The 24,930-nt window shown below is 45.5% G+C and carries 24 protein-coding genes; 17 read left to right on the top strand and 7 right to left on the bottom strand.

Annotated elements, in window-relative coordinates:
* The first annotated feature begins 5 nt into the window (after positions 1-5).
* Together BN1938_RS16065 and BN1938_RS16060 are read left to right on the top strand one after the other, a co-directional pair.
* Entirely contained in the window at positions 6-1,148 is a 1,143-nt protein-coding gene (locus tag BN1938_RS16065) for a murein hydrolase activator EnvC family protein (RefSeq protein WP_050641553.1), read from the top strand.
* Between the two features lie 35 nt (positions 1,149-1,183).
* Positions 1,184-2,392, top strand: coding sequence for a S41 family peptidase (locus tag BN1938_RS16060; RefSeq protein ID WP_050641552.1), 1,209 nt, complete (start codon positions 1,184-1,186; stop codon positions 2,390-2,392).
* A 123-nt stretch (positions 2,393-2,515) separates the two neighbouring features.
* On the opposite strand, the gene BN1938_RS16055 is transcribed toward BN1938_RS16060, so the two are convergent.
* A complete protein-coding gene (locus BN1938_RS16055; protein WP_050639763.1) occupies positions 2,516-3,661 on the bottom strand; it encodes a DDE-type integrase/transposase/recombinase in 1,146 nt (381 codons plus the stop codon).
* 974 nt (positions 3,662-4,635) lie between these two features.
* On the opposite strand from BN1938_RS16055, the gene aspS reads away from it, so the two are divergent.
* The 9 genes from aspS to BN1938_RS16005 all read left to right on the top strand — a co-directional run bounded on the left by aspS (position 4,636) and on the right by BN1938_RS16005 (position 12,737).
* On the top strand, positions 4,636-5,967 hold the full coding sequence (gene aspS / locus BN1938_RS16045) for an aspartate--tRNA(Asn) ligase (protein ID WP_050641550.1): 1,332 nt from the start codon (positions 4,636-4,638) through the stop codon (positions 5,965-5,967).
* Positions 5,968-6,019: 52 nt separating this feature from the next.
* Positions 6,020-7,174, top strand: coding sequence for a hypothetical protein (locus BN1938_RS16040; RefSeq protein ID WP_050641549.1), 1,155 nt, complete (start codon positions 6,020-6,022; stop codon positions 7,172-7,174).
* Positions 7,175-7,209: 35 nt separating this feature from the next.
* Entirely contained in the window at positions 7,210-7,503 is a 294-nt protein-coding gene (gatC, locus tag BN1938_RS16035; protein ID WP_050641548.1) for an Asp-tRNA(Asn)/Glu-tRNA(Gln) amidotransferase subunit GatC, read from the top strand.
* A 13-nt stretch (positions 7,504-7,516) separates the two neighbouring features.
* Positions 7,517-8,992 carry an Asp-tRNA(Asn)/Glu-tRNA(Gln) amidotransferase subunit GatA gene (gene gatA / locus BN1938_RS16030; protein WP_050641547.1) on the top strand — a complete coding sequence of 492 codons (1,476 nt, stop codon included), beginning with the start codon at positions 7,517-7,519 and terminating at the stop codon, positions 8,990-8,992.
* A gap of 3 nt (positions 8,993-8,995) precedes the next feature.
* Positions 8,996-10,429, top strand: coding sequence for an Asp-tRNA(Asn)/Glu-tRNA(Gln) amidotransferase subunit GatB (gatB, locus tag BN1938_RS16025; protein WP_050641546.1), 1,434 nt, complete (start codon positions 8,996-8,998; stop codon positions 10,427-10,429).
* Positions 10,430-10,702: 273 nt separating this feature from the next.
* On the top strand, positions 10,703-11,011 hold the full coding sequence (locus tag BN1938_RS16020; protein WP_025655026.1) for an ArsR/SmtB family transcription factor: 309 nt from the start codon (positions 10,703-10,705) through the stop codon (positions 11,009-11,011).
* Positions 11,012-11,109: 98 nt separating this feature from the next.
* The gene (locus BN1938_RS16015) at positions 11,110-12,108 is read left to right on the top strand and encodes a permease (protein ID WP_025655027.1); all 999 of its coding nucleotides are present in this window, start codon (positions 11,110-11,112) and stop codon (positions 12,106-12,108) included.
* A gap of 61 nt (positions 12,109-12,169) precedes the next feature.
* The gene (locus BN1938_RS16010; RefSeq protein WP_050641545.1) at positions 12,170-12,520 is read left to right on the top strand and encodes a thioredoxin family protein; all 351 of its coding nucleotides are present in this window, start codon (positions 12,170-12,172) and stop codon (positions 12,518-12,520) included.
* 25 nt (positions 12,521-12,545) lie between these two features.
* A complete protein-coding gene (locus BN1938_RS16005; protein ID WP_025655029.1) occupies positions 12,546-12,737 on the top strand; it encodes a hypothetical protein in 192 nt (63 codons plus the stop codon).
* A gap of 102 nt (positions 12,738-12,839) precedes the next feature.
* On the opposite strand, the gene BN1938_RS16000 is transcribed toward BN1938_RS16005, so the two are convergent.
* The 5 genes from BN1938_RS16000 to BN1938_RS15980 form a co-directional block, all read right to left on the bottom strand.
* Positions 12,840-13,340: a GNAT family N-acetyltransferase gene (locus BN1938_RS16000; RefSeq protein WP_025655030.1), complete on the bottom strand. Its 501-nt coding sequence runs from the start codon at positions 13,338-13,340 to the stop codon at positions 12,840-12,842.
* 95 nt (positions 13,341-13,435) lie between these two features.
* Entirely contained in the window at positions 13,436-14,146 is a 711-nt protein-coding gene (locus BN1938_RS15995; protein ID WP_050641544.1) for a hypothetical protein, read from the bottom strand.
* Positions 14,143-14,844 (bottom strand): fluoroquinolone export ABC transporter permease subunit, encoded by a 702-nt coding sequence (locus BN1938_RS15990; RefSeq protein WP_025655032.1) that lies wholly within the window; start codon positions 14,842-14,844, stop codon positions 14,143-14,145. Before BN1938_RS15990 ends, BN1938_RS15995 begins: the two co-directional genes overlap by 4 nt.
* Positions 14,841-15,701, bottom strand: coding sequence for an ABC transporter ATP-binding protein (locus tag BN1938_RS15985; protein WP_050641543.1), 861 nt, complete (start codon positions 15,699-15,701; stop codon positions 14,841-14,843). Before BN1938_RS15985 ends, BN1938_RS15990 begins: the two co-directional genes overlap by 4 nt.
* The gene (locus BN1938_RS15980; protein ID WP_050641542.1) at positions 15,688-16,284 is read right to left on the bottom strand and encodes a TetR/AcrR family transcriptional regulator; all 597 of its coding nucleotides are present in this window, start codon (positions 16,282-16,284) and stop codon (positions 15,688-15,690) included. Before BN1938_RS15980 ends, BN1938_RS15985 begins: the two co-directional genes overlap by 14 nt.
* Positions 16,285-16,962: 678 nt before the next feature.
* Here BN1938_RS15980 and htpG point away from each other — a divergent pair.
* Positions 16,963-19,017, top strand: coding sequence for a molecular chaperone HtpG (htpG, locus tag BN1938_RS15975; protein WP_050641541.1), 2,055 nt, complete (start codon positions 16,963-16,965; stop codon positions 19,015-19,017).
* A gap of 512 nt (positions 19,018-19,529) precedes the next feature.
* On the opposite strand, the gene BN1938_RS15970 is transcribed toward htpG, so the two are convergent.
* Entirely contained in the window at positions 19,530-20,018 is a 489-nt protein-coding gene (locus BN1938_RS15970) for a DUF5721 family protein (RefSeq protein WP_025655036.1), read from the bottom strand.
* Between the two features lie 211 nt (positions 20,019-20,229).
* Between BN1938_RS15970 and BN1938_RS15965 the strand changes: the two genes are divergently transcribed.
* Genes BN1938_RS15965 through BN1938_RS15945 form a run of 5 tightly spaced genes read left to right on the top strand, consistent with a single transcriptional unit; the run spans position 20,230 to position 24,875 of the window.
* Positions 20,230-20,988: a GDSL-type esterase/lipase family protein gene (locus tag BN1938_RS15965; RefSeq protein ID WP_240285638.1), complete on the top strand. Its 759-nt coding sequence runs from the start codon at positions 20,230-20,232 to the stop codon at positions 20,986-20,988.
* Complete coding sequence (locus tag BN1938_RS15960; RefSeq protein ID WP_025655038.1) at positions 20,985-21,515, top strand: DUF4358 domain-containing protein; 531 nt, start codon at positions 20,985-20,987, stop codon at positions 21,513-21,515. Before BN1938_RS15965 ends, BN1938_RS15960 begins: the two co-directional genes overlap by 4 nt.
* Before the next feature lie 24 nt (positions 21,516-21,539).
* On the top strand, positions 21,540-22,952 hold the full coding sequence (locus BN1938_RS15955; protein ID WP_050641540.1) for an MBOAT family O-acyltransferase: 1,413 nt from the start codon (positions 21,540-21,542) through the stop codon (positions 22,950-22,952).
* An 8-nt stretch (positions 22,953-22,960) separates the two neighbouring features.
* Positions 22,961-24,124 (top strand): DHHW family protein, encoded by a 1,164-nt coding sequence (locus tag BN1938_RS15950; protein ID WP_025655040.1) that lies wholly within the window; start codon positions 22,961-22,963, stop codon positions 24,122-24,124.
* Entirely contained in the window at positions 24,114-24,875 is a 762-nt protein-coding gene (locus BN1938_RS15945) for a pseudouridine synthase (RefSeq protein WP_050641539.1), read from the top strand. The genes BN1938_RS15950 and BN1938_RS15945 overlap by 11 nt, the downstream gene beginning before the upstream one ends.
* The last annotated feature ends 55 nt before the right edge of the window (positions 24,876-24,930 follow it).

Genomic DNA, 24,930 nt, shown 5'->3' with positions numbered 1-24,930 from the left:
GGCCTATGAGAAGACGAAAGAGGAGTATAATAAGTGCAGTTTTGGTCATTGCTTTAAGCTTAGGGATGGTGCTTAATGTCAACGCGGCTACTGTGGATGAAGCACAGAAAAAGGCGGAGGAATTGGAGAACCAGAAAAAGGCCGCCGAAAAAGAAAAGGACTCTCTGGCATCTCAGCTTAACTCGATTATCGCTGATATGAACGACACAAAAGAAAAGCTGGAAAAGAAACAGGATGAGATCCAGAAGGCGGAAGACGAACTCGTTCAGGCAAAAGTGGATGAGAATGACCAATATGAAAGCATGAAGAAGCGGATTAAATTCATGTATGAAAATGGAAATTCGCAGCTTTTGGAGATATTGATTTCAAGCGACAGTATTGGGGATTTATTGAATAAAGCGGAGTATGTTTCGCAGATTTCTGCATATGATAGAGATATGCTTATTGAGTTCCAGGACGTAGTGAAAGATGTAGAAGAGAAAGAGGCTTCTCTCAAGGATGAGTATGAAGTGCTTTCCGGCTTGCAGGACGAACTGGTTGCCAAGCAGAGTGAAGTTCAGACACTGCTGGACAGCAAAAAGATACAGCTCGCCGATCTGGAGAAGCAGATCGGGGATAATGCAGCGACTCTGCAGAAGCTGATAGAGGAAGCGGAAGCAGAACGCATCAAACAGGAACAGCAGCTGGCGGCCCAGCAGGCAGCACAACAGCAGCAGTCATCCGGCGGCGGGGGCAGTTACACACCGCCAAGTACCACGCCTGTTGTCAGCGGAAGCGGCCAGTTTACTAATCCATGTCCGGGGGCGGTTATATCCAGTACATTTGGATACCGGGATTTTGACGGCGCCTTCCATAAGGGGCTGGATCTTGCGGCAGGAGAGGGAACACCTACATACGCAGCGGCCGACGGTACGGTTGTGATAGCGGGATGGAGCGACAGTGCCGGAAACTGGGTAGTCATCAACCACGGCAACGGACTGACGACAAAATATATGCACCACTCTGCACTCTGCGTGACAGCTGGCCAGACCGTAGTGAAGGGACAGCAGATCGGATATGTGGGCAATACCGGTAATTCATTCGGCGCCCACCTTCATTTCCAGGTTGAATCCGGCGGCGTGGCAGTGGATCCCCTGGGCTATCTGTAAACATACAGAATAATTTCAAAGGTTGGACATGAAATATGGATCATAAAAAGAGTTTTATTAAGGGGGCGCTTTCCGGCGCCCTCATTATGCTATTAATTGTGATTTTGGGTTCCGGAGTGTGGAAGGCTGCCACAGTCAGGATGGCAGGGGGTGAGGCAGAAGCGGCACAGATATCTGCGGAGAGCGAGACCGACAAGAAGCTGAATATGTTAAGCAATGTCATAGACCAATACTACCTTTATGGAGATGATATTGATGAAAAGGCCATGCAGGACGGCATATACAAAGGCTATGCCAGCGGTTTGGGGGATCCTTATACGGTCTACTACAATGAAGAACAGACACGAGATCTATTGGATTCAACAACCGGGGAATACAGTGGGATCGGCGCCATGATGCAGCAGAATTACCAGACCAGGCAGGTGACGATCGGCAACATCTATAAAAATTCTCCTGCGGAGGAGGCCGGACTTAAAACCGGAGATATTCTTTATCAGGTAGATGACCATGTGATTGACCAGGAAGATTTGAGCGAGATTGTGTCCTGGATCAAAGGAGAGGAAGGCACGGAGGTGGATCTGCACGTCTACAGAGGCGAGAACGCGGAGAAGGTTGTCTGTACCGCTACCCGCCGTAAGATCGAGACACAGACTGTCGAGTATGAGATGAAGGAAGACCAGATCGGCTATCTGCGGATCCTGGAGTTTGATGCGGTCACATTAAAACAGTTTGAGAATGCCCTTACCGACCTGGAAAATCAGGGCATGAAGGGCTTGGTTATTGACCTTCGCTCTAATCCGGGCGGCAATCTGGATACAGTGGTTGATATGCTAAGGATGATTCTCCCGGAAGGAACGATTGTATCTACCAAAGACAAAGACGGCAACGTTATAGAGGAAAAAAACGAAGAAGATCATGAATTCAAGAAGCCCCTGGCAGTTCTTGTAAATCAGGCCAGCGCCAGCGCTTCTGAGATATTTGCAGGAGCGGTGCAGGATTATGGCGTGGGTAAAATCGTCGGCATGACCACATACGGCAAGGGAGTTGTCCAGCAGCTGGTGAATCTGGGCGATGGAACATGCCTCAAGGTGACTATAGCCGAATATTTTACGGCGTCAGGGAGAAGTATAAATAAAAAGGGGATTACGCCGGATGTAGAGGTCGAGTATGAGGCGGATCCTGATAATGAGGATGCGGATAACCAGCTGGATAAGGCTGTTGAAGTGGTGAAGGGGGGATTTTAGCAGGGAAGGTGTGGGTTGGTATGGGGACGCTGAAAAGTGACCAGTCAGGAGATAGGTAAGTCTTTTGTTTCAGGAGATAGGTAAGTCGATTCAACAGGTGGTAAGTCGAATTGTTAATTAGTATCAGTTTAAAACATCCATTGCCGTTATACAAGCGGTTTTTGTATCAAGCATACCAAGTGGAAAGTCGTGAAGCCAAATGATATATGTTTTATCACCGTTTGGCTGCACTCCTACCTGTAAGCCTCGAAGTGATGAACTTACAGAATACAGTGTTTTGTTGATTTTTACTTCTCCATGTTTGTTAATCTTTCTTGGCAGGTAACCAATCGGATATTCCAGTTCTGCTAACGCTTCTTCGTATAGCAGAGTAGATTTTTTATAAAAATCGGATGGAGTACTCATTTGTAAGGCTTCATGTGGGCGGATGTTGTTGTATTCTTCCACCCACAAATCAATGGCGGCTTGATTGGCCTCTCTGCCACCAGGTATTTTTCCTTGAATCTCCCTGCTTATATCTGCATGCATGCGTTCGTGGGCACCATTTTGCGTTGGACAGCCTGGATCGGTACGATCCGGAAGAATGCCAAGAGACATCCACCATGCGCTTAAGGTTGTCAAACCAAGGAAGCCATTTGAGGAAGCAAAAGGAGTACCATTATCACTGCGAATGATTTTGGGAAGTCCGTAGTGATAGAATAATTCTTCAAATACAGCTTTGACAGCATCAGCAGTTGTTCTCTCCATCAGGCGGATGGTAAGAATGTATCGGCTGTGCAGATCACGTACGGTCAGTGGAACACAGCGTTCCCCCTGGGACATCCACCAGCCTTTAAAATCAACGGTCCAGACATCATTGGGTTGAAGAGCTTCCAACTTATTACGCAGCTTGGAAGCAGTTGGATCGGGATGCCGAAAGCGTCGTTTGGGAATCAACCCAGCTTTTCCCAAAATGCGATAAATACTACTCTCAGATGGTGTTGGCGACTCTGGATAAGCGCTCTTGTAAAGAACGGCCAGTTTCTTAGGCCCCCAGGCCGGATGAGCGGAACGCATTTTAATTAAACGAATGACGGTATCTTCATCCAGCTGATTCGGAGAATTAGAAGGGGCCTTGCTCTGATCCGCGAGGCCGGAGAAGCCAAATTCCAGAAAGCGGTTTTTCCACTTATGTCCAGTTTTTTCTGAGATTCCAAACTTTTGACAGAGAGCCTTAAAGCTATCAGTTCCACATAGATATTCTGTGATAAATTGTTTACGTTGTTCCATAACAGAGGTCTCCTTCCATGGCATACAGAAACACCTTCTTTCGTTGGTTATTTCTGTATAGTTTAACATTTGGACTTACCTATGTCCTGAAACTTTTTACTTACCTATGTCCTGAAACTGGACAAAAGCCGGGAAGCCAGCCCCGCGCCGGGAGCATCTATGCCATTTTAAAAATCCGCTCCGTTGACGTAAGAGGCCCTAAAGAAAAAAACATAGAAAATGTAGGTCCAGCGGCATGCAACCCGAAATTTGATAATTTCGGGTCTTAGGCCGCTTCAGAATTTGACGTGATACGCCAAATTCTGCCCTTCATTTTCTATGTTTTTTTCTTAAGGGCCTCTAACGTCAACTCTAGGGTTTTTAAAATGGCATAGATGCTCCCGGCGCGGGGCTGGCTTCCCGGTTTTTCAGCTGGTACATCCGACCGGAAGGGCGAGGCTTGCCTGCTGGGAGGGATCCTTATGCGGGGGCGGTGTATGAATTCGTTTGAGGGGACGTATAAGCGCCGGTAAGCGCTGGAGTGACGTACTATTAAAATTTTTCTGAAAATTCTTCGAAAAAAACTCCTTGCAATCGAAAAAGAGCTGTGCTATGATTGTTAACAAGTTTTATCAGAGTAAACTGTGAAACGGTGAAAGGCTGTGAACAAGACTCTGATTTTCAGAAACTGACAGGAAGTTGGCGTCACCGACTGAGAGCGCCGGACAGTGGAGGAGATCAAGGGAACACTTGGGAGCTGATCAGCTGAACTTATGAGTAGGCTGGTACGTATGGCATACGTTACATGCGCAAAAGTGGGGCAGGCAAAGTAACATGATGTCTGTTCAATGCGGGTGGTACCGCGGATTATATTACGAATCCGTCCCGGGATGCAGATGCATCCCGGGGCTTTTTGTTTATATGGGACTTCCTGTATATTTCAATTGTTTTAGTACCCGGGATGCGGTCATAAAGGAGCAGAAAGGAGAAGAAACATGGAATTTGTAACAGGAGTGAAACAGAAGGACACTTTGGAATTGAACGAACTGCTGAGAGAGGGAATGACTGGGAATTGTGTCAGATTGAATGGTGCAGTCCATGCGATCCGGAATATGGGGACGGTGGCATTTGTGATTTTGAGAAAGAGAGAAGGCCTGATCCAGTGCGTTTTTGAGGAGGGAGTTTCAAAATTTAACTTGAAGGATTTGAAAGAAGCTGATACAGTCGAAGTAACAGGAATACCTGCAGAGTCTGAAAAAGCACCTCATGGCATTGAGATCAGAATTAAAGAAATAAAAGTTCTGAGTGAACCGGCGGAACCGATGCCTCTTCCTGTTTCTAAGTGGAAGCTTCATACTTCCCTGGAAGCAAAACTGAACTATCGGCCGATTTCGCTGCGCAATGTCAGGGAGCGGGCGAAGTTCAGGATACAGGAAGGCATTGTTCGGGGATTCCGTGATTTTCTGTATGGAGAGGGGTTTACGGAAATCCATACGCCTAAGATCGGCGCTAAGAGTGCGGAGGGCGGGGCGAACCTGTTTCGTCTTGAGTATTTTCACAGGCCGGCTATCCTGCAGCAGAGCCCGCAGTTCTATAAGCAGATGATGGTAGGGGTGTTTGACAGGGTGTTTGAGACGGCGCCGGTCTTCCGGGCCGAGAAGCACAATACAAAACGCCATCTGAACGAGTATACGAGCCTGGATTTTGAGATGGGCTACATTGACGGGTTTGAAGATATTATGGCGATGGAAACAGGATTTCTCCAGTACACTTTTAAGCTACTTGAGAATGACTATGCAGGAGAATTAAACATTCTTGGAATTGAACTCCCGGGGGCGGAGAAGATACCGGCTGTCAGATTCGATGATATCAAAAGAAAAGTATCTGAAAAGTACGGGCGGGGCATAAAGAACCCCTATGATCTGGAGCCCGAGGAGGAGCAGCTGATCAGCCAATATGCAAAAGAGGAATGGGATGCAGATTTCGTTTTTGTCACCCACTATCCATCCAGAAAGCGGCCGTTTTACGCGATGGATGATCCGGCGGATCCAACCTTTACACTGAGCTTTGATCTGTTGTTTCGGGGAATGGAAATCACAACCGGGGGCCAGCGGATCCACGACTACCATGAACTGAAGAAAAAGATGGAAGCAAGGGATATGGCAGAGGAAGGAATGGAACAATATCTGAGTGCATTCAAACACGGTATGCCGCCCCACGGAGGCCTGGGAATCGGGCTGGAGCGGCTGACTATGAAGATACTGGGCGAGGATAATGTGTGTGAGGCAGCACTATTCCCACGGGACTTGAGCAGGCTGGAACCATAAACCGAAAAGGGGTCTGACCCCTTTGAGTACAGATGAGAAATGAGAGGGGCCTATGTCAAGGAAAAGATGTTATCTATGTGGAGGAAAACTAGCAGAAGGACGTTGTCAGGATTGTGGTCTGGACAATGCAAGAAGTGAGAGGAAAACCTACCGGCTGAACTACAGCCGGACGGAAAACAGAATAAAAAGCCGCGGAGAAGTAAATAATACATGGGATTTTGATAACCGGGATGAGGAAGTTATGAAACGGGCGGCAAAGAAATCGAAAGATAAACCGGAAAGAAAGGCATATCAGACAAATGAGTCCGGACCATCCGCTCAGAGGACCGCACATCCGGATGAGTACAAATACAGCTATACAAAGCCTGTAAAGGGGCCGAGAACGGGGAAATCAACCGCAATATCTAAAAAACAGGGTAAATCATTTTTTGTGATCATCATAATTGTTTTTCTTTTTATTGCGTTTATCGGTGATTTTTCTAAAGATAAATTCAACGACGTTGAAACGGGAAGTGTCCAGGTAACTGAGGAACCCGGGCCGTCAGATCCCTATGAATTTGTAAGCCGTGAATTGCCTGACACCGGTGAACATTTTGAAAACGTTCTGGAATCAGGGATGTATAGAGGCGGAGTCCATATACCTGAGGGCAGATATGATATATATCTGGAAGAAGGACAGGGGGAAGCATGCGTCGATGACTATGAAAATTCTATTTATATATGGCAGTTTTTCGGGGAGGAAGAGTCAAACGGAGAATTAAAAGAATGGAATGACGTCAGAATTTATGAGGGCGCCGTCCTGGAAGTATCGGGGGATGTCAGGCTTTTCATCGTCACAGAAAACGGGCAGACAGCTGATATGAAAGGAATTAGCAATCCACTGAAGGAAGAAGTTGCACTCACTCAGGGAAGAGAACTGACCGCTGGGAAAGATTTCCCGGCAGGTGTATACGATTTCCAGGCTGTTTCAGACTGGACGATGATCAGTTATAGGATTCCGCTGAATACGAACTATGAGGATCCGGAGTTAAACTATTTGAACAAAAGCAAATGGCTGAATAGCGATGCCATAGATACTGTCTTCCGAAACGTGGTTCTGCCCGAAGGCTCAACCGTATGTGCGGATGAGGCGGATGCCAGAATGGTTCCAAGCAAGCTGATTGAATCAGAGGACTATGATTCATATTACGATGCGTATAGATATTAAAGGGGTCAGACCCCTTTGCGGAAAAGGAGGATATGATGTCTAATAAAATTTCTAAAGAAACGATTGAGTATGTCAGTATTCTTGCCAAGCTTGAACTGTCTGAGGAGGAGAAGGAAACGGCCCGGACGGATATGGAGAAGATGCTGGATTATATAGATACATTGAACGACCTGGATACGAGCGGTATTGAACCGATGTCCCATGTGTTCCCTTTGAATAATGTGTTTCGTGAGGATGTTGTAACCAACGAAGACCATAAAGAAGAGATCCTGGCAAATGCTCCCCAGAGGAAAAATGACAGCTTTGAGGTGCCTAAGACTATCGGATAGGAGGACACAGTGAATGGATATATTAAGCCTTACAGCTCTTGAGCTGGGGAAAATGATAAAAGATAGGAAAGTGACCGCTGGCGAGGCGGTGAGAGCCGCAATTGAGCGTGCAAAATTGATGGAACCGGAGATCCACAGCTATGTGACACTGGATGAAGAGGGGGCAATGAGGCAGGCGGCTGAGGTGCAGAAGCAGATTGAGAATGGTACGCTAACGGGCCCGCTGGCAGGTGTGCCGGTGGCGGTGAAAGACAATCTGTGCATAGAAGGCCAGCTTACAACCTGCAGTTCCAAAATATTGTCCGATTTTAAACCGGTATACACGGCGGAAGCGGTGTCGAATCTGATGAAGGCTGGTGCGGTGGTAATCGGAAAAACGAATATGGATGAGTTTGCAATGGGCAGCACCACAGAGACTTCTTATTATGGTCCAACTAAAAATCCACATAATCCGGCACATGTACCGGGCGGATCCTCGGGTGGATCCTGTGCTGCGGTAGCGGCACAAGAGTGTTGGTTTTCAATGGGATCAGATACCGGCGGTTCTATCCGCCAGCCCAGCTCTTTTTGTGGGGTGGTGGGATTAAAGCCTACCTATGGCACTGTTTCACGCTATGGACTGATTGCGTATGGTTCTTCCCTCGACCAGATCGGACCGGTGGCAAAGGATGCCTCCGACTGTGCGGCCGCACTGGAGGCAATCGCATCATACGATCCAAAAGACAGTACGTCAGTAAAACGGCAGGACTATGACTTTACAAGTGCTCTTGTGAATGATGTGAAAGGATTAAAAATCGGTATTCCGGCAGATTATTTAAGAGAGGGGCTGGACAAGGAAGTAGAGTCTGCAGTCTTGGAAGCAGCAGGTGTGCTGAAAGAAAGAGGCGCCCTGGTAGAAACCTTTGATCTGAGTCTTGTACAGTATACAATTCCCGCTTATTACGTGATAGCTTCTGCAGAAGCCAGCTCCAACCTGGAACGCTTCGACGGCGTAAAATACGGTTACCGCACGCCGGATTATGACGGGCTTCACAACATGTATAAAAAGACGAGGTCCGAAGGTTTTGGCGCAGAAGTAAAACGCAGAATCATGCTGGGGTCTTTCGTTTTGAGTTCGGGTTATTACGATGCCTATTATCTGAAGGCACTGCGCACAAAAGCATTAATAAAACAAGCCTTCGACCGTGCCTTTGAAACATACGATGTAATACTCGGGCCTGCCGCGCCCACGACGGCGCCGGAACTTGGCAAATCCCTGAGTGATCCGATGAAAATGTATCTGGGAGATATTTATACGGTTGCAGTCAATTTGGCCGGCCTGCCGGGGATGTCCGTACCGGTGGGCAAAGACAGCAGAGGCCTTCCAATCGGAATGCAGCTCATCGGCAGCTGTTTTCAGGAGAAAACACTGCTGCGCACCGCATACACATATGAATGTGCAACAGGCAAACGGCACGAAGCGCCGGCTGTGACCGGAAAGGAGGCGTAAAGGATGGCAAAGCAGTATGAGACCGTGATCGGACTTGAAGTCCATGTAGAGCTGGCGACAAAGACAAAAATCTTTTGCGGCTGCAGCACAGAATTCGGCGGGGCCCCCAATACGCACATCTGTCCCGTCTGTACCGGCATGCCGGGCTCCCTCCCCGTGCTGAATAAGCAGGTCGTGGAGTATGCCATGGCAATCGGACTGGCTTTAAACTGCGAAATAACGAGACTGTTTAAGTTTGACCGTAAAAACTATTTCTATCCCGATAATCCGCAGAACTACCAGATCTCTCAGCTTTATCTTCCAATCGCAAGAAATGGCTGCATCGTGATCGAAAGCGGCAGCGGAAAAAAGAAGGTCCGTATTCACGAGATGCATATGGAGGAGGATGCCGGTAAACTGATTCACGATGAATGGGACGACACCTCACTGGTAGACTATAACAGAAGCGGCGTTCCTCTGGTGGAAATTGTATCTGAGCCGGATATGCGTTCAGCAGACGAGGTGATCAGTTACCTGGAAAAGCTGCGTATGATCATTCAGTACCTGGGTGCTTCCGACTGTAAGCTGCAGGAAGGCTCCATGAGGGCAGATGTGAACCTGTCTGTGAGGGAAACGGGGGCGGATAAGCTGGGAACCAGAACCGAGATGAAAAACCTGAACTCCTTCAAGGCCATTGCAAGAGCAATAGAGGGAGAACGTACACGCCAGATCGAGCTTCTGGAGGCCGGAAAACAGGTGGTTCAGGAGACCCGGCGCTGGGATGATAACAAAGAACATTCTTATGCAATGCGCTCCAAAGAAGATGCACAGGATTACAGGTACTTTCCGGAGCCGGATCTGGTACCGATCGTCATCAGCGATGAGTGGATTGCCGGGATTAAAGCGAAGCAGCCAGAGCTTCGCACAGAAAAGCTGGAACGCTATCAAAAAGAATTCGATATTCCGCAGTATGATGCGGAAATTATCACAGAGTCCAAGAAAATGGCGGATATCTTTGAAGCAGCAGCTGCAGTCTGTGGAAAGCCTAAAAAAGTTTCCAACTGGCTGATGGTGGAGACGCTCCGCCTGCTCAAAGAAAATAATATGGAGCCGGAGGATATCAGATTCTCCCCCGAAAACCTTGCAAAGCTGGTAAATCTGACAGAAGCCGGGACAATCAACAGTTCTGTGGCGAAAGAAGTTTTTGGGAAAATATTTGAGGAAAACATCGATCCTGAGGTCTATGTGGAGGAAAATGGTTTAAAAACAGTTAATGATGAGGGCGCATTAAAAGCAGTGATAGATAAAGTAATAGAAGCAAATCCGAAATCTGCGGAAGATTATAAGAACGGGAAAGAAAAAGCAATTGGGTTTCTGGTCGGGCAGACAATGAAAGCTATGAAGGGGAAGGCTGATCCGGGTTTGATTCATGAGTTGTTGAGGGGGAGTTTAGATTAGATGGGGGGCGCCTGCCCGGGATATCGTGTACGGCAGCGGCGGGAATGTCTGCAGGTGCCGTACACGATATCCCGGGCAGGTTGCGTTCATCCGATCGGAAGTATAAGATCGGTGGGGCAACTGACGGGGGAGACGGATGGGAGATGGCTTTGCGGTTTTTTAGGATAGATATGCCAAATGAATGGGTAGTGCTGGAAAATTTAAAATACATATTGACATTAATCGATGTGTTATGTATAGTATAAATTGAGCAATAAAAAGGGGTGTTGATGAGTGAACGAGAATGAAAAAAACGCAAGGATATTCAAAGCTTTTTGCGATGCAAATAGACTGACAATTTTAGGTTTGCTGCAAAGTGGTGAAAAGTGTGCGTGTAAGTTGCTGGAAGAACTTAATATTGGCCAGCCGACTTTATCACATCATATGAAAATATTATGCGATGCGGAAATTGTTGTTGGACGTAAAGAAGGGAAATGGACGTACTATTCTTTCAATCCAGAGGGCGTCATCCGGGCACGGGAACTTCTGAATCAGATTACAACAGTAACGGGCAATACAAAAAAATCTAGCTGCACAGACTAATGAGCCGCCAGAACAGATGGCGGCTTATATATCAAATAACACATCGATAAATTGCAATATATAAATGGAAAGGGGAGAGTTTATTGGAAGTTACTCGAATGATTTGGGACTTTTTTCAAAATCAGATTTTGGGCATGAGGTGGCTTAATGAATTAATAGGCGGCGGCTTATCTGCCGTAGGGCTTAACATTGAAAGCAGAATAGGTGCCAGTATTCAGTTTTTCCTTTACGATACAATTAAAATCACAGTTCTGCTTTGTGTTTTAATCTATCTGATTTCCTATATTCAAAGCTATTTTCCACCCGAAAGAAGCAAGAGGATTTTAGGGCGTTTTCATGGTGTGGGCGCAAATATCGCTGCGGCACTGCTTGGAACAGTCACCCCATTTTGTTCATGTTCCTCTATCCCTCTGTTTATCGGCTTTACTAGTGCAGGGCTGCCTTTGGGTGTAACATTTTCATTTCTTATATCGTCTCCAATGGTTGATCTCGGCTCTCTTGTTCTGCTAATGAGTATATTTGGTTTGAAAATTGCGATTGTCTATGTTCTTGTTGGTTTGGTTATCGCGGTTGTGGGCGGCACAATTATTGAAAAACTACATATGGAAAAATACGTCGAACAGTATATCAAAACAGCAGGAAGTGTAGATATTGAAGCCCCGGATTTGACAAAACGTGATAGGTTCAAATATGCGTGGGAACAAGTAGCAGCTACTTTCAAAAAAGTATTTCCTTATATTCTGATAGGTGTCGGGATAGGTGCTTTCATTCATAATTGGATACCACAAACATGGATTGAAACTGCGCTCGGAAGCAATAACCCGTTCTCTGTAATCTTAGCTACTCTTGTAGGTGTGCCCATGTACGCGGATATTTTCGGAACAATTCCTGTTGCCGAAGCACTATTTGCCAAAGGGGCCCAACTTGGTGCAATTTTATCTTTTATGATGGCGGTTACTACTTTATCCCTTCCCTCAATGATTATGCTCCGAAAAGCAGTAAAGCCCAGATTGCTTGCCTTGTTTATAGGTATTTGTACAGGCGGCATTATCATTGTTGGTTATCTGTTTAATATATTCCATTCTTTTCTCATATAGGGTGTTTTAGAAAATATGTTGTTAGCAAATAAAAAAATTACATTAAAAGGAGATTATCATAATGGCATTATTTGGAAGAAAAAATAAAAGAGAAGGAACTGCCGCCTGCTGTGGAGGTAACTGCAATGAAGAAAGTATGGCCAAAGCCGAACAAGCAAAAAAAGAGGGGGCAAGCGTTAAAATATTGGGAAGCGGCTGCGCAAAATGCAATCAGCTTGAAGCCGCTACAAAAGCGGCATTAGAACAGCTCTATATGGATACAGCTATCGACCATGTAACCGATTTTACACAGACTGCAGCTTATGGCGTAATGACTACACCTGCCCTCGTTATTGACGGAAAAGTGGTATCTTATGGAAAAGTACTAAAAGTTGACGAAATAATAAAAATTCTGAAAATGAGTAGAGGATAATTCTTCAAAAAGGAGGTAATATAAAGTGAAGTGTCCAAACGTCAAAAAATGTGCCTGCCCAAAAAAGACCTGCCCGAATAATGGAAAATGTTGTGCCTGCGTAATTAAGCATAAAGAAACAGATAGCTTACCTTACTGTCTCTTCCCTGATAATGAAGGCGATAAAAGTCTTAGTAATTTTTATAAAATGCTTAAGACAAGATTTGAAAATGAATAGCAGTACCACATGGTGAGGCAGCGGATGAATTAGCAAGGAGTTGGGAATTTAGCAATATCCGCAGTAAATGGTAAAGCAAAAGCCAGACTCCCCGCCATCCACTCAGAGAGTATACTCCATAATATAGTCATCCATCACAAATCCATTGCCGATATCTGCTACCTGCGTATCAATGGTTTTAAACCCGAAATGGCTGTATACGGCCAGAGAGCCATCGTTGTGTTTATTACAGGTCAGCCAGATTGAGGAGAGGCCCCTCTGGCGGCAAAGGTTCTTCAGAAATTCGAATGCCTTTGTGGCCAGATGGCGTCCGCGGCAGTCTTTTCTAATATAGATTTTACTCAGAAATAACCGGCCATTCTCGGGGTGAATGCCGCAATATCCGCAGAATTCCCCCTTGTCAAAAAGCTGATAGTATTCGTAGCCATCTTTCAGCTGTGTCTTCAGTGCGGGAACAGACTGGAACTTGTCTATCATATATTCTACCTGGCTGGTTCCGATGATAGGGGTAAAATGTTCGTGCCAGATCATTTCTGCCAGTTCAGCAACTTCCTGAATCTGCCGGTCATTGTCTACTTTTAATGTTTCAAATGTTTCGGTCATAATCGTACTCCTTTTTTATGTAATTCCTGGGTGTCTACAAAATCAAGTATACCACTTTTCGTAAAATAGGAAAATAGTTTAGCACATACATCTTATTACTGCACTCTTTTCAAAAATTTCCGGGTGAAAAAAGCAATCCATAAGAAGCAGGATATTACGCCAAATGCAAAGGTAAATACATTTACTCCGTCCATCAATATTTTTCCAATCCAGAACGAAGGCAGAAAAGCCATGAAGTAAGAATAGGGAGCAGGAATAAACCATATTAAGATAAGCCCTAGGAAGCTGATCCCCATTAGTTTTGAAAGCGCAAGTCCCTCAACACGGTTTCCGGCAACCGATACAATCATCATTGCTAAAAATATACTTGTAAAACTGCTGATCAGAGAGCTTGAGAGAATGACTCCAAAAGATAGGGAGGAAAGATTGAAAGCTGCAGCGACGAATATCGTGATTATGAATGCCCCTGTCATTGGTAAACCAATACGCGCCGCTAAATAAGAATATCCTTCTGCCGGGGTAATCTGATAAAATGCATTTAATCCTTCATCTCTCTCTTCTAGCAATAAAAATGCGGATATCATTGCCGTAAACAAGGGGGCCAGACAAATCAGCATACCGTCGGCAAGGCCATACCAGGCTGTTAAGGGGAACGAGAATTCAGATGTCAGAACTGTGTTGAAAAAAGGAATAGCAAGCTTAAAAAATATGCCTGCTAAAAATGGCGCTGGTATCAGGACAATTAGCATTCCGTCTTTTGATATTTGTTTCAGGCCAATTTGGAAGAGCTTCACGGTATGTTTCATAAATTCTTGCCTCCTTCTGATTGTAATGCATTACGAATCCGTTTATATGCTAGTACTAAAAGCACTACAAGCCATAGAACCAGAACAATTCCCGGCAGTACATTTATATGTCCTGCTGCATCAATTGAACTGACGATCATATGCCACAGCGCTGTCCCCGGAAATATCTTTAAAAGTGGATGAGTCATTCCGAATGCAGTCAGAACAGGAGGAATTGATAATAATACTGTGGGGAGGGCGGCAATGATCATATAATGGTTTACGGAACGTGCATAGGAAGCCGCAATCAGCCCAATGAGATTAAACGCTACGGCTCCAATGAATACACTGAAAGACAAGGATACGAAGCGGACGATACTTCTCATACTGATCAACACAATAAGATCAGCCGATATCGTTGACAGAATTGCCAGTGATATAGATTTTGACAATATATACTCGCAGGGACGAAGAGGGGAAACACTCCAAAAACGATGTAAGCCCTCTCCCTTTTCCAGCAGCCAGATGCCGCCTGTGAAGAATACACCAAGCATGGCAGGATCCGTCAATATGATAAGGGAAGCTGCCATTATCTTGTATTGGGAGGGGATTAAAAGCAGCACTGCAATATAAACCCCACTGAAGAATGCGTACAGAAAATAAAAACCATATTTTATTTGAAACCGGATATCATTCTTTAAGGCGTGAAAAAATCTCATTGTAAGCCCCTCCCTGTCAATGAAATAAAGATATCCTCAAGCGTCGGTTCTTTTGAATGAATACTGGTCAGTGTCCCATTTTTCATTGCGGTTTGAAAGTCCCGGGCATCGGCCAGACTGGAAAGAGTACAAACACTTTGTCTTTCTTTTCCATGATCGGAAAAACAATATTCAACCTCTGTATCAAATCTGCTTTTACGCAAAGCATGCGGCGAATCTATCGTTTTCACCGTACCGTCAACAATAAAAGCAACACGGTCGCAGAGTTCCTCCGCATCATGCATGTTATGGGTCGTTAATATGATGGTCTTTCCCTTCTTTTTCTGTTCCAATATCATATCCTTCAGCACCCTTGCATTTGCAGGATCAAGGCCGCTGGTGGGCTCGTCCAGAAAGAGCAGTTTGGGATCATGCAGCAATGAACGTATAAAACCAAGCCGCATTTTCATACCTTTTGAATAGCTGGAGACTTTTTTGCCGGCATCAGGGCGAAGGCCAACCTTTTCTAAAAGTTCCAATGGATCGGTTGTTCTGACGGAATAAATCGAAGCAAAATACTTTAAATTTTCGAGCGCGGTAAATTTTTCATAAAAGTTGGGAAACTCAAAATCCACACCGATATTTTCATAATAATCGCTGGTTCTGTGCCTGATCTCGTCACCAAAAACACGGACACTCCCGCGATAATCGCGGAGAGTTCCTGTTAATATTTTCTGTACGGTACTTTTTCCAGCCCCGGACGGACCGAGAAAGCCAAATATTTCGCCCTGCTTTACATCAAAACTAATCCCTCGTATAGTATCATCCTTTGAGGCCGGATATTTTAGATAAACATTCTGGACATCAATTACTTTCATCGCTTACAATCTCCTTTAAGACACCATCCAGGATGATTCCCATAATAGTCTGCTGATCATCTGTCTGCTCCTGCTGCAGGCTGAGAAAACTAATCGCCAGTGTCTGCAGTGTTTTTGTTGCAATTTCAATGCCGCATGTAAAATGCACCCCATATTCCTGCAGCTTAATAAGTTCATGACTGTCGTCCCGGGTATGTGCTTCAATCACTTCCGGAGGAAGTTTGCGGAACAGATATTCGGCGATTTCACTGTTCGTCTGGCTCAGCATAGGATAGCGCTCCAGTTCCCCAAACATCCAGAGAAAGCACTGTTTACAAAGATCCCTTGGCGGCAAGGAACGGTGATTATTCAAAAATGCATCCATGTCACCCCACATTTTTAACTGCAGATTTGCAGAAATATCCATGTAGAGGTGTTCTTTATTCGAGTAAAAAGAATAAAAGGAACCTTTCGCAATACCGGCGGCCTGTACAATCTCATCAATGGATACTTTTTTGATACCATATGAAGTAAATAAACGTTCACCTTCCTGCAGTAATTTTTGCTTAATCATTTTTCTTTCAGTATCGTTGAACTTTGGCATAATTAATCCTCCGATCAATATGACTAATTAAAATTATTTGGTCATATTGATCATAACGCCAGCATTACACTTTGTCAAGAGAAAATCGGGATTTAGTCGGCAAGCTTTAGACTTGTCGACGGACGGGGACGCTTCATGACAGGGAGGCCGGGAAGGCGCTGGGGCTGTATATGCCGTTGCGATATGCACCCGTGCTGCTAAGTGATTCTAGAACACCCGATGCCGGATAGGCGGGTACGCTGAACACATTACGGGAAATCTGATGATTTCCCGCGCTGGGTTCAGCAAAAACTTGGGAAACAGCCCTGAAAATGGAGCACCACTGACACATCACGAGAAATCCGATGATTTCTCGTGATGTGTCAGTGGTGCTCCATTTTCAGGGCTGTTTCCCGCCTAGAATTTCTTAGGTCCGCGGCCGCGTTTTTGAAAGGACATGGATGTTCTCCGGGAGGCTTTCAGCTATCCCTTTATGGAGCGTCCCCATCCGCGCCGAGACTAAAGCTCGTCACTAAATCCCGATTTATAAAGTTTTTATTTTTTTTATTATTTTATTAGCACTCATCTATAAAGAGTGCTAACTTTTTATTGACTTTTGAAATCCAGTGTATTAGAATATCTTCTAGGTGGTAATAAAGGCTTACGAAACAGCTATTATAATGAAAAGGAGTGTTATATATGGGAACAAAAAAAGGTAACTTATCCATTGACAGCGAGAATATATTTCCGATTATTAAGAAATGGGTATATTCTGACCACGATATTTTTATGCGCGAGCTTGTATCTAATGGCTGTGACGCCATCACAAAGCTGAAAAAGCTGGACATGATGGGGGAATATGAACTGCCGGATGATTACAAGGCAAAGATTCAGGTTATTGTTAACCCGGAGGAGAAGACATTAAAGTTTATTGATAATGGCTTGGGTATGACAGCGGGTGAAGTAGAGGAGTATATTACACAGATCGCATTCTCCGGTGCTACCCAGTTCCTGGAGAAGTATAAAGATAAAACGACTGAGGATGAGATGATTGGACATTTCGGTCTGGGATTCTACTCTTCTTTTATGGTGGCGGATGAGGTTCATATTGACTCGCTGTCCTACCAGGAAGGTGCGGTTCCGGTACACTGGGTAAGCGAGGGCGGCACAGAATATGAGATGCAGGACGGTAATAAAACCGATGTAGGTACCGAGATAACCCTGTTTTTGAATGAGGAGAGCCTACAGTTTGCGAATGAGTACAAGGCAAGGGAAGTTCTGGAAAAATACTGCTCCTTTATGCCGGTAGAGATCTTCCTTTCCAAGGAAAATGAAGCGCCGTCTTATGAGACAATTGATGAGGAAGAACTGCTTGATACGGACGAAGTCGTAGAGCATATCACGGAAGAGCCAAAAGAGGGCGAAGAAGGCGAACCGAAGAAAAAAGTCAAGATTGTAAAACGCCCGGTATCCATCAGCGATATTCATCCTCTTTGGGCAAAGAACCCGAGTGAATGTACAAAAGAGGAGTATATTGACTTCTACCGCAAGGTATTTATGGATTATAAGGAACCATTGTTCTGGATTCACTTGAACATGGACTATCCGTTTAATCTCAAGGGAATTCTTTATTTCCCGAAAATCAATACAGAATACGATTCCATCGAGGGAACCATTAAACTGTACAACAACCAGGTATTTATTGCGGACAACATCAAAGAAGTCATTCCGGAATTCCTGATGATATTAAAAGGTGTCATTGACTGTCCTGACCTGCCGCTGAATGTTTCCAGAAGTGCCCTGCAGAACGATGGATTTGTGAATAAAGTGGCGGATTATATTTCCAAGAAAGTTGCAGATAAACTCAACGGAATGTTTAAGACCGACAAGGAAAACTATGAAAAATACTGGGATGACATCAGTCCATTTATCAAGTTTGGCTGCCTGAAGGATGAAAAGTTCGGTGAGAAAATCAAAGATTCTATTTTATTTAAAAACCTGGATCATAAATATTTAACACTGGAAGAGTTAATCGAGGCTAACGGCGGTTCCGTCGTAACTCCGAATGATCGGGAGGAAAAGGCAGAAGATAGTGCTGACGAAAATGAAGCAGAGAACAAGGCCGAGAATGAAGTAGAGGAGATCAAGACCGACATTTACTATGTAACAAATGAACAGCAGCAGAGCCAGTATATCAATATGTTCAAAGAACACGACCAGGATGCGATTCTGCTGACACACAACATTGATTCCGCATTTATCACTTATCTGGAGCAGCGCAACCCGAAGGTGAGATTCCTGAGAATTGATGCGGATGTGCATGATTCCCTGAAAGATGAGGTTTCAGAGGAAGAAAAGGAAGAGTTTAAGAAAACCACAGACAGCCTGATTGAAATCTTCCGAAAAGAGCTGAACAATGATAAGCTGGATGTGAAAGTCGAAAAACTCAAAGACGATAATGTAGCTTCCATGGCAGTGCTTTCTGAGCAGTCCAGACGTATGGAAGAGATGATGAAGATGTACAGCATGGGTGGTATGGATGCCGGTATGTTCGGAAGCCAGGCAACCTTGATCTTAAATGCAAACCATCCGCTTGTCAAGTTTGTTTTAGAGCATAAACGCAGTAAGAGCGTACCTATCATCTGCAGACAGCTTTATGATCTGGCTATGCTGGCTCATAAACCGTTGAGCCCGGCAGAGATGACGGCATTCGTACAACGCAGTAATGAGATTATGATGCTGCTTACTAAGTAAGGGGGCTGGATTGGAGAAGGGGCGCCATTCCCGTCCGGCATAAGGGATTTTGCGGGACTGGATTTGGAGATTGATTTACTAAATGAAAAAAGAGCCGTGACTGGGGCAACCTGGACACGCAGTGTGAAATTCTGATGAATTTCACACTACGGGTCCAGGCAAAACTGTGATTCGGAATCACAGTTTTGTCCCCAGTCACAGCTCTTTTTTCATTAAGTAAATCTAATCTCTAAATCCAATTGTCCCGCAAAATCCCTTATGCCGGACGGGAATGGCTGGGTTCATCAAATTGGCAGAGGATTACTTAGGGGGGAGGCAGTTCGGGGACGAGAGGGGGACGGGGATGGGCTGTTGACCAGTTGACCAGTCAGGAGATAGGTAAGTCTTTTGTTTCAGGAGATAGGTAAGGGCCGAATGGAGAGGTGGTTTGCATTCTTATTGCTGGAGGCTGTGGATGTGTACCTCCTTGCGTCGTAGGGGGAAGGCTGAAGTAGTGGAAGCTTAGGCTTTGCCTAAGCTTCCAGGTCGTAGGGGATTTGTTTTTGGGTGAAGAATTTTTGGACCATGGTGTCCCAGGATTTTTCGAGGGATTTGTCCATGGTGAAGGTTTTTAGGGAGGTGCCTGTTATGCATTGGAGGGTTGTGCCGTCATAGCGGATGTTGAGGTATAGGCCCTGGATTTGGTCGGGGGTGAAGTCCAGGCGGTTCTGGGCTATGAGGCGGGCGGTGTTCTGGGGGGACAGGCGGAAGATGAATTTGAAACTGAGTGGGGTTTTTCTGCCTTTGATCAGGGTGAAGCAGTACTCTCTCAGGGTTTTCCAGAGGGAGTATTCCGGAATGTTTTCTTCTTCGGGGTAAAAGGGCTTTTGGACGAAACCGTCTATTGTGAATGTGTTGAAGGTGACGATTTCTCCTTCTATGAATTGGAAGCTGTCGAATGTTTCGGATAACAGAAGGTGTGACATAAAGTCTTTAATACTGGTTAGGCGCAGTGCGATCATATTGTTTTCCTCCGCGATGATTATCAAATAAAGCCTGTTTGTTATTGTAACATAAAATCCGGGCGGCGGGTAGGAGAAAAATGGCTCTGTCAAAACAGTAATGAAAAATGAGGCGAATCAGGTGGAAAGATTGACTTTTAAGGGTAAAAAAAGTATTATAAAAAGTACGGAAACAGGATAAAGCGAAAGGTCTTAGTAACATATGATGAAAATGAAAAGACGAAAGTCGATTATATACTGCTGTGCGGCGGTCGGTTTGGTGATTGTCATTATACTTGCAGCGGAGGGAATCAACAGCCTGACCAGGAATAAGGTGGATACTTCCGAGGGCCTGGAGATTATAAAACAGGCGTCCTCAGCGGATGTGAAGAATATTGAGAATAAGATGGAAAAGCTGGAGGAGAAGGACAGAGAGAATCAGGAAGTTCAGGAGGAAATTAAGAACAGAAATTATAAGGCTGTTTTTGCGAACGCTGTAATTATGGGGGATTCCATCTCTGAGGCATTTATGGAATATGATCTTCTAAATGCTTCCAGTGTTGTGGCAAAGATTGGCGTGGAACTGGATCAGCTGGATGAGCAGATCGAAAGTGTGGCGCAGATTAATCCCCAGGTTATTTTCCTTGCCTATGGGATGAATGATATTATTGCAACCAGAGGGGATACGGATGAGTTTGTGAAGCAGTACGATGAGCTGTTTAAGAAACTTCAGGAGAAACTACCAGATGCCAAGATTTTTGTGAACTCGATCTTTCCTGTGCAGGAACAGGAGATTGAACGCGAACCGGCTTATAAGAACCTGGATCAGTATAATGAAGCTCTGCATTCCCTGTGCGACAAGAGGCAGATCGCCTTCATCGATAATACGGAACTTGTGTCAGACAGTTATTATGAGGAGGATGGTGTACATTTTAAAGCGTCTTTCTATCCCTTCTGGCTGAACAGGATGGCGGAGGTGGCCTCACTATGATGAACAGAGAATTAGACCATGTGGAGAGCAGAAATGGGGCGGGAAGCACAAAACGTCCTGGTGTTGCGGAGATCGCCAAGTATGTGGTAATGGCTGTGATTCTTGTCTATATTGTTCTGCTGATGATCTATACGAGCGGCAGCACCAAGTCTTTTGAAACCATACAGAAGGCGGTGGAGTCTGTCCTGGATACCGGGAATCTGAAAAAAGCGGAAGGACAGGGCCTGAAGCGTTACTATGGCCTTAACAGTGCGGATTATGACGGAGTGATGCTGTATACTTCCGAGAGCAGTATGTCTGCGGAAGAAGTGCTTTTGATAAAGGTGAAGAACGAAGGACAGATGAAACGGGTAAAGGAAGCTGTCGAAAAGAGAATCGCAAATAGAAAAAATGATTTCGAGGGCTATGCACCAAAGGAAGTCCAGCTGCTGGAACAGTCGGAATTGTCTGTAAGGGGAAAGTTCCTTTTTCTGGCCATAGCACCCAAAGCGGCGGAGTATAAAGAAGCATTTGCAAAAAGTCTGTAAAATACGGGGAGAGGAAGCTGGAAAATGTTATTTAGCAGTATCACGTTTTTGTTTATATTTCTGCCGGTGACACTGGCGTTATATTTTATAGTGCCGCACAAGTTCCGGAATATAATCATGCTGATTGCCAGCCTGATTTTTTATGCGTGGGGGGAGCCGGTTTATATTATATTGATGCTTCTTTCCATCCTGTTGAATTATATCTGCGGACTTGACATATACCACAAGGAAGGCGATCCGCAGAAGGCCCGCAGGAGTCTCATTTTTGCTGTTGTATGCAATTTGCTTCTGCTGGGATTTTTTAAATATTATGGATTTGTGCTGGACAGCCTGAATGCCGTGCTGCCGGTGGATATACCCTACCGCGAACTTCCGCTGCCGATTGGGATCTCATTTTATACATTCCAGGCGTTGTCTTACATTATAGACGTCTACAGAAAAGAGGTCAGGCCGCAGAAGAATATTCTGTATTTTGCAATGTACATCAGTATGTTCCCACAGCTGATCGCAGGGCCGATCGTACGTTATATTGACATCGAGGAACAGTTGAAAAACCGCACGGTAACTATGCGGAAGTTTGGGCAGGGGGCCGAATATTTTATCATCGGCCTTGCAAAGAAAGTCATACTGGCAAACTCCGTGGGACAGGTTTTTGACCAGATATCGGGCCTGCAGATGGGGAGCTTTTCGGTGTTGACGGCCTGGGTCGGCTGTGTGTCTTTTGCCTTTCAGATATATTTCGATTTCAGCGGATACTCTGATATGGCGGTGGGACTGGGAAAAATGTTTGGATTTGAATTCCGCAGGAACTTTGACTATCCCTATACTTCGTCCAGTATCACGGAATTCTGGAGGCGGTGGCATATTTCTCTGAGCACCTGGTTCCGGGAGTATGTTTATATTCCTCTGGGCGGGAACCGCTGTACGCAGTCCAGGCAGATTATGAATCTCCTGGTGGTATGGATGCTGACCGGTCTCTGGCACGGATCCGCATGGAATTTTTTGTTTTGGGGGCTGTACTATGGGCTCCTGCTTGTACTGGAAAAGTTTGTCTGGGGAAAGGCGCTGGAGCGGCTGCCCGATGTTGTGAGACACATTTATTCTATTGTGCTTGTCTTGATTGGGTGGGTCTTTTTCTTCAGTCCGAGCCTCGGCTATGCAGTGCGGTACCTGAGCGCGATGTTCGGAGCGGGGGCAAGCGCGTTTATAGATAAGCAGGCTCTTTACTTTATACTGACCCATTGGCTCCTGTATGCTGTTGCAGTCCTGGGATCCTCCGCAGCTGGATATTCACTCATTCGGAGGTTTGTCGGGGTTTTTGATAATAACAGGGCAAAGAAAACGGCGGCAGGGATCGTGTACATCGGAATGTTTTTGATCTCCATAGCATATCTGGTGACGGAGTCATTTAATCCATTTTTATATTTTAGATTCTAGGTGGGAATATGAAGAATAACAGAAGGAAAAAGAAGCGGTGGGTTGATGGCTTTATTGGAAAAGCATTTATCATCTGCCTGCTGATACTAATATTAGGTAATCTGCTCGTTCCGGATAAGAAAAAGTCTGACGAGGAGAACCGCATGCTGTCGGAAAAACCAAAACTGACAATAGGCGCACTGACGTCCGGCAGCTATATGGAACAGTATGAAAGCTACCAGTCCGACCAGTTTATCGGAAGGAATATGTGGCGGAAGCTGAAGGTTACGCTGAACCGGTTTGGCGGAAGCAAAGAAGAAAATGGTGTATTTATTGGGAAGAAGAATCAGCTTCTGGAAGATATTGCGGCGCCGGATAAAGATTTGTTACACAGCAATGTGGCGGCCATCAAGGCATTTTCAGAGCGCTACAGCGATATTCCGGTTACGATGCTGCTGGTACCAGATGCTGCAAACATACTCAGCAGCAGCCTGCCTTCCCTTGCCACGGTTGCGGATCAGAGTACCAGCATCGGCCTTGTAAAAAAGGAGCTGGGAGACTCTGTACAGTGGGTGGATGCGGTTAAGGTTCTGAATAAGCATAAGGATGAAAAGATATACTATAAGACAGACCATCACTGGACAACACTGGGGGCATTTTACGCCTTCCAGGAGGCGGCGGGGAAGCTTGGCATCTCGGCGGATGTCTCAAGTGTGTATGCGTCCTATCCGGTGACCACAGACTTTAACGGGATTCTGGCGGCAAAAAGCGGCTGCCGTATGAATGTCAGGGAAGAGATCGACATCTATGTGCCGAAAGACACAGATAATGACGTGACAGTGAATTATGTAGACGAACAAAAGAAGACCACCTCCCTGTACGAGGCGGATCAGCTGGATACAAGAGATAAGTACGCCGTTTTTCTGGGCGGCAATACCTCGGTGATCGATATTAAAACCATGGCGGAGAACCGGGACAGGCTGCTGGTGGTTAAGGATTCTTACGCCAATTGTTTTGTACCGTTTCTGACGCCTTATTTCCGGGAGATTGTCATGATTGACCCAAGGTATTATACCGGAAATATCCAGGATGCTATGGAAACATATCAGATTACTGATGTGCTGTTCCTTTACAGCGGCAACACATTTTTCCAGGATAATAACATAAGCGGAGCGTTGGGCAGTGAGCAATAAGATTAAACAGGAATTTATGAGCAAGAAGGAACCGGTCAGGCTGAATAAATATTTGAGTGAGGCCGGGGTCTGTTCCAGGAGGAAAGCCGACCGCCTGATTGAGAGCGGCAGGGTAATGGTCGACGGGAAAACAGCCGGCATGGGCATGAAGGTATTGCCCGGCCAGGAGGTGCGCGTCGGCCGTAAGGTGGTTTCCCGCAGCGGGGAGATGGTTGTGCTGGCAGTGAATAAGCCTGCAGGAATCGTCTGCACGGAGGAGCACAGAGAGCAAAACAGTATTATAAGGTTTTTAAATTATCCCGCTAGGGTTACTTATGTCGGGCGTCTGGATAAGGATTCCAGGGGCCTGCTTCTTATGACCAACAACGGGGACATCATCAATAAGATGATGCGTGCGGGAAACCGCCATGAAAAGGAATATAAGGTGAGAGTGGATAAGGCAATCACGCCGGACTTCCTGGAAAAGATGTCCGCAGGCGTGCCGATTTTGGATACGGTTACAAGGCCCTGCAGGGTGCAGAAGATCGGAAAGTATACATTTACCATTATTCTGACCCAGGGGCTGAACAGACAGATCCGAAGGATGTGCGGGGCACTGGGATATGAAGTGAAAGATCTGGTGAGAACCAGAATTATGAACATAGAATTGGGAAAGCTAAGAGAAGGAGAATACCGAAAACTGACGGATCAGGAACTGGACTGTCTCTATGAACAAATCAGGGATTCCTCCAATGAAACTGTGATCAGCTAGAAAACGCCGCCCGGGATAGGGGGGAGTATATTATAATGTAAAAACAGGCAGGAGA

This window comes from Eubacterium sp. SB2, assembly GCF_001244405.1.
Lineage (GTDB): Bacteria > Bacillota > Clostridia > Lachnospirales > Lachnospiraceae > Faecalicatena > Faecalicatena contortus_B.
Note: the sequence above shows the minus strand (reverse complement) of the source record. Positions and strands in the feature narration are given on the sequence as shown.

Bases quoted from the DNA above. Each gene is read 5' to 3' on its own strand.
- BN1938_RS15990 (WP_025655032.1), bottom strand. From the start codon at position 14,844: ATGAGATTTTTTCACGCCTTAAAGAATGATATCCGGTTTCAAATAAAA.
- gatC (WP_050641548.1), top strand. From the start codon at position 7,210: ATGTCTAATAAAATTTCTAAAGAAACGATTGAGTATGTCAGTATTCTT.
- BN1938_RS15985 (WP_050641543.1), bottom strand. From the start codon at position 15,701: ATGAAAGTAATTGATGTCCAGAATGTTTATCTAAAATATCCGGCCTCA.
- BN1938_RS16060 (WP_050641552.1), top strand. From the start codon at position 1,184: ATGGATCATAAAAAGAGTTTTATTAAGGGGGCGCTTTCCGGCGCCCTC.
- aspS (WP_050641550.1), top strand. From the start codon at position 4,636: ATGGAATTTGTAACAGGAGTGAAACAGAAGGACACTTTGGAATTGAAC.
- BN1938_RS16065 (WP_050641553.1), top strand. From the start codon at position 6: ATGAGAAGACGAAAGAGGAGTATAATAAGTGCAGTTTTGGTCATTGCT.
- htpG (WP_050641541.1), top strand. From the start codon at position 16,963: ATGGGAACAAAAAAAGGTAACTTATCCATTGACAGCGAGAATATATTT.
- BN1938_RS16010 (WP_050641545.1), top strand. From the start codon at position 12,170: ATGGCATTATTTGGAAGAAAAAATAAAAGAGAAGGAACTGCCGCCTGC.
- BN1938_RS15965 (WP_240285638.1), top strand. From the start codon at position 20,230: ATGAAAAGACGAAAGTCGATTATATACTGCTGTGCGGCGGTCGGTTTG.
- BN1938_RS15950 (WP_025655040.1), top strand. From the start codon at position 22,961: ATGAAGAATAACAGAAGGAAAAAGAAGCGGTGGGTTGATGGCTTTATT.
- BN1938_RS15960 (WP_025655038.1), top strand. From the start codon at position 20,985: ATGATGAACAGAGAATTAGACCATGTGGAGAGCAGAAATGGGGCGGGA.
- BN1938_RS15970 (WP_025655036.1), bottom strand. From the start codon at position 20,018: ATGATCGCACTGCGCCTAACCAGTATTAAAGACTTTATGTCACACCTT.
- BN1938_RS16015 (WP_025655027.1), top strand. From the start codon at position 11,110: ATGATTTGGGACTTTTTTCAAAATCAGATTTTGGGCATGAGGTGGCTT.
- gatA (WP_050641547.1), top strand. From the start codon at position 7,517: ATGGATATATTAAGCCTTACAGCTCTTGAGCTGGGGAAAATGATAAAA.
- BN1938_RS15980 (WP_050641542.1), bottom strand. From the start codon at position 16,284: ATGCCAAAGTTCAACGATACTGAAAGAAAAATGATTAAGCAAAAATTA.
- BN1938_RS16000 (WP_025655030.1), bottom strand. From the start codon at position 13,340: ATGACCGAAACATTTGAAACATTAAAAGTAGACAATGACCGGCAGATT.
- BN1938_RS15995 (WP_050641544.1), bottom strand. From the start codon at position 14,146: ATGAAACATACCGTGAAGCTCTTCCAAATTGGCCTGAAACAAATATCA.
- gatB (WP_050641546.1), top strand. From the start codon at position 8,996: ATGGCAAAGCAGTATGAGACCGTGATCGGACTTGAAGTCCATGTAGAG.
- BN1938_RS16055 (WP_050639763.1), bottom strand. From the start codon at position 3,661: ATGGAACAACGTAAACAATTTATCACAGAATATCTATGTGGAACTGAT.
- BN1938_RS15955 (WP_050641540.1), top strand. From the start codon at position 21,540: ATGTTATTTAGCAGTATCACGTTTTTGTTTATATTTCTGCCGGTGACA.
- BN1938_RS16040 (WP_050641549.1), top strand. From the start codon at position 6,020: ATGTCAAGGAAAAGATGTTATCTATGTGGAGGAAAACTAGCAGAAGGA.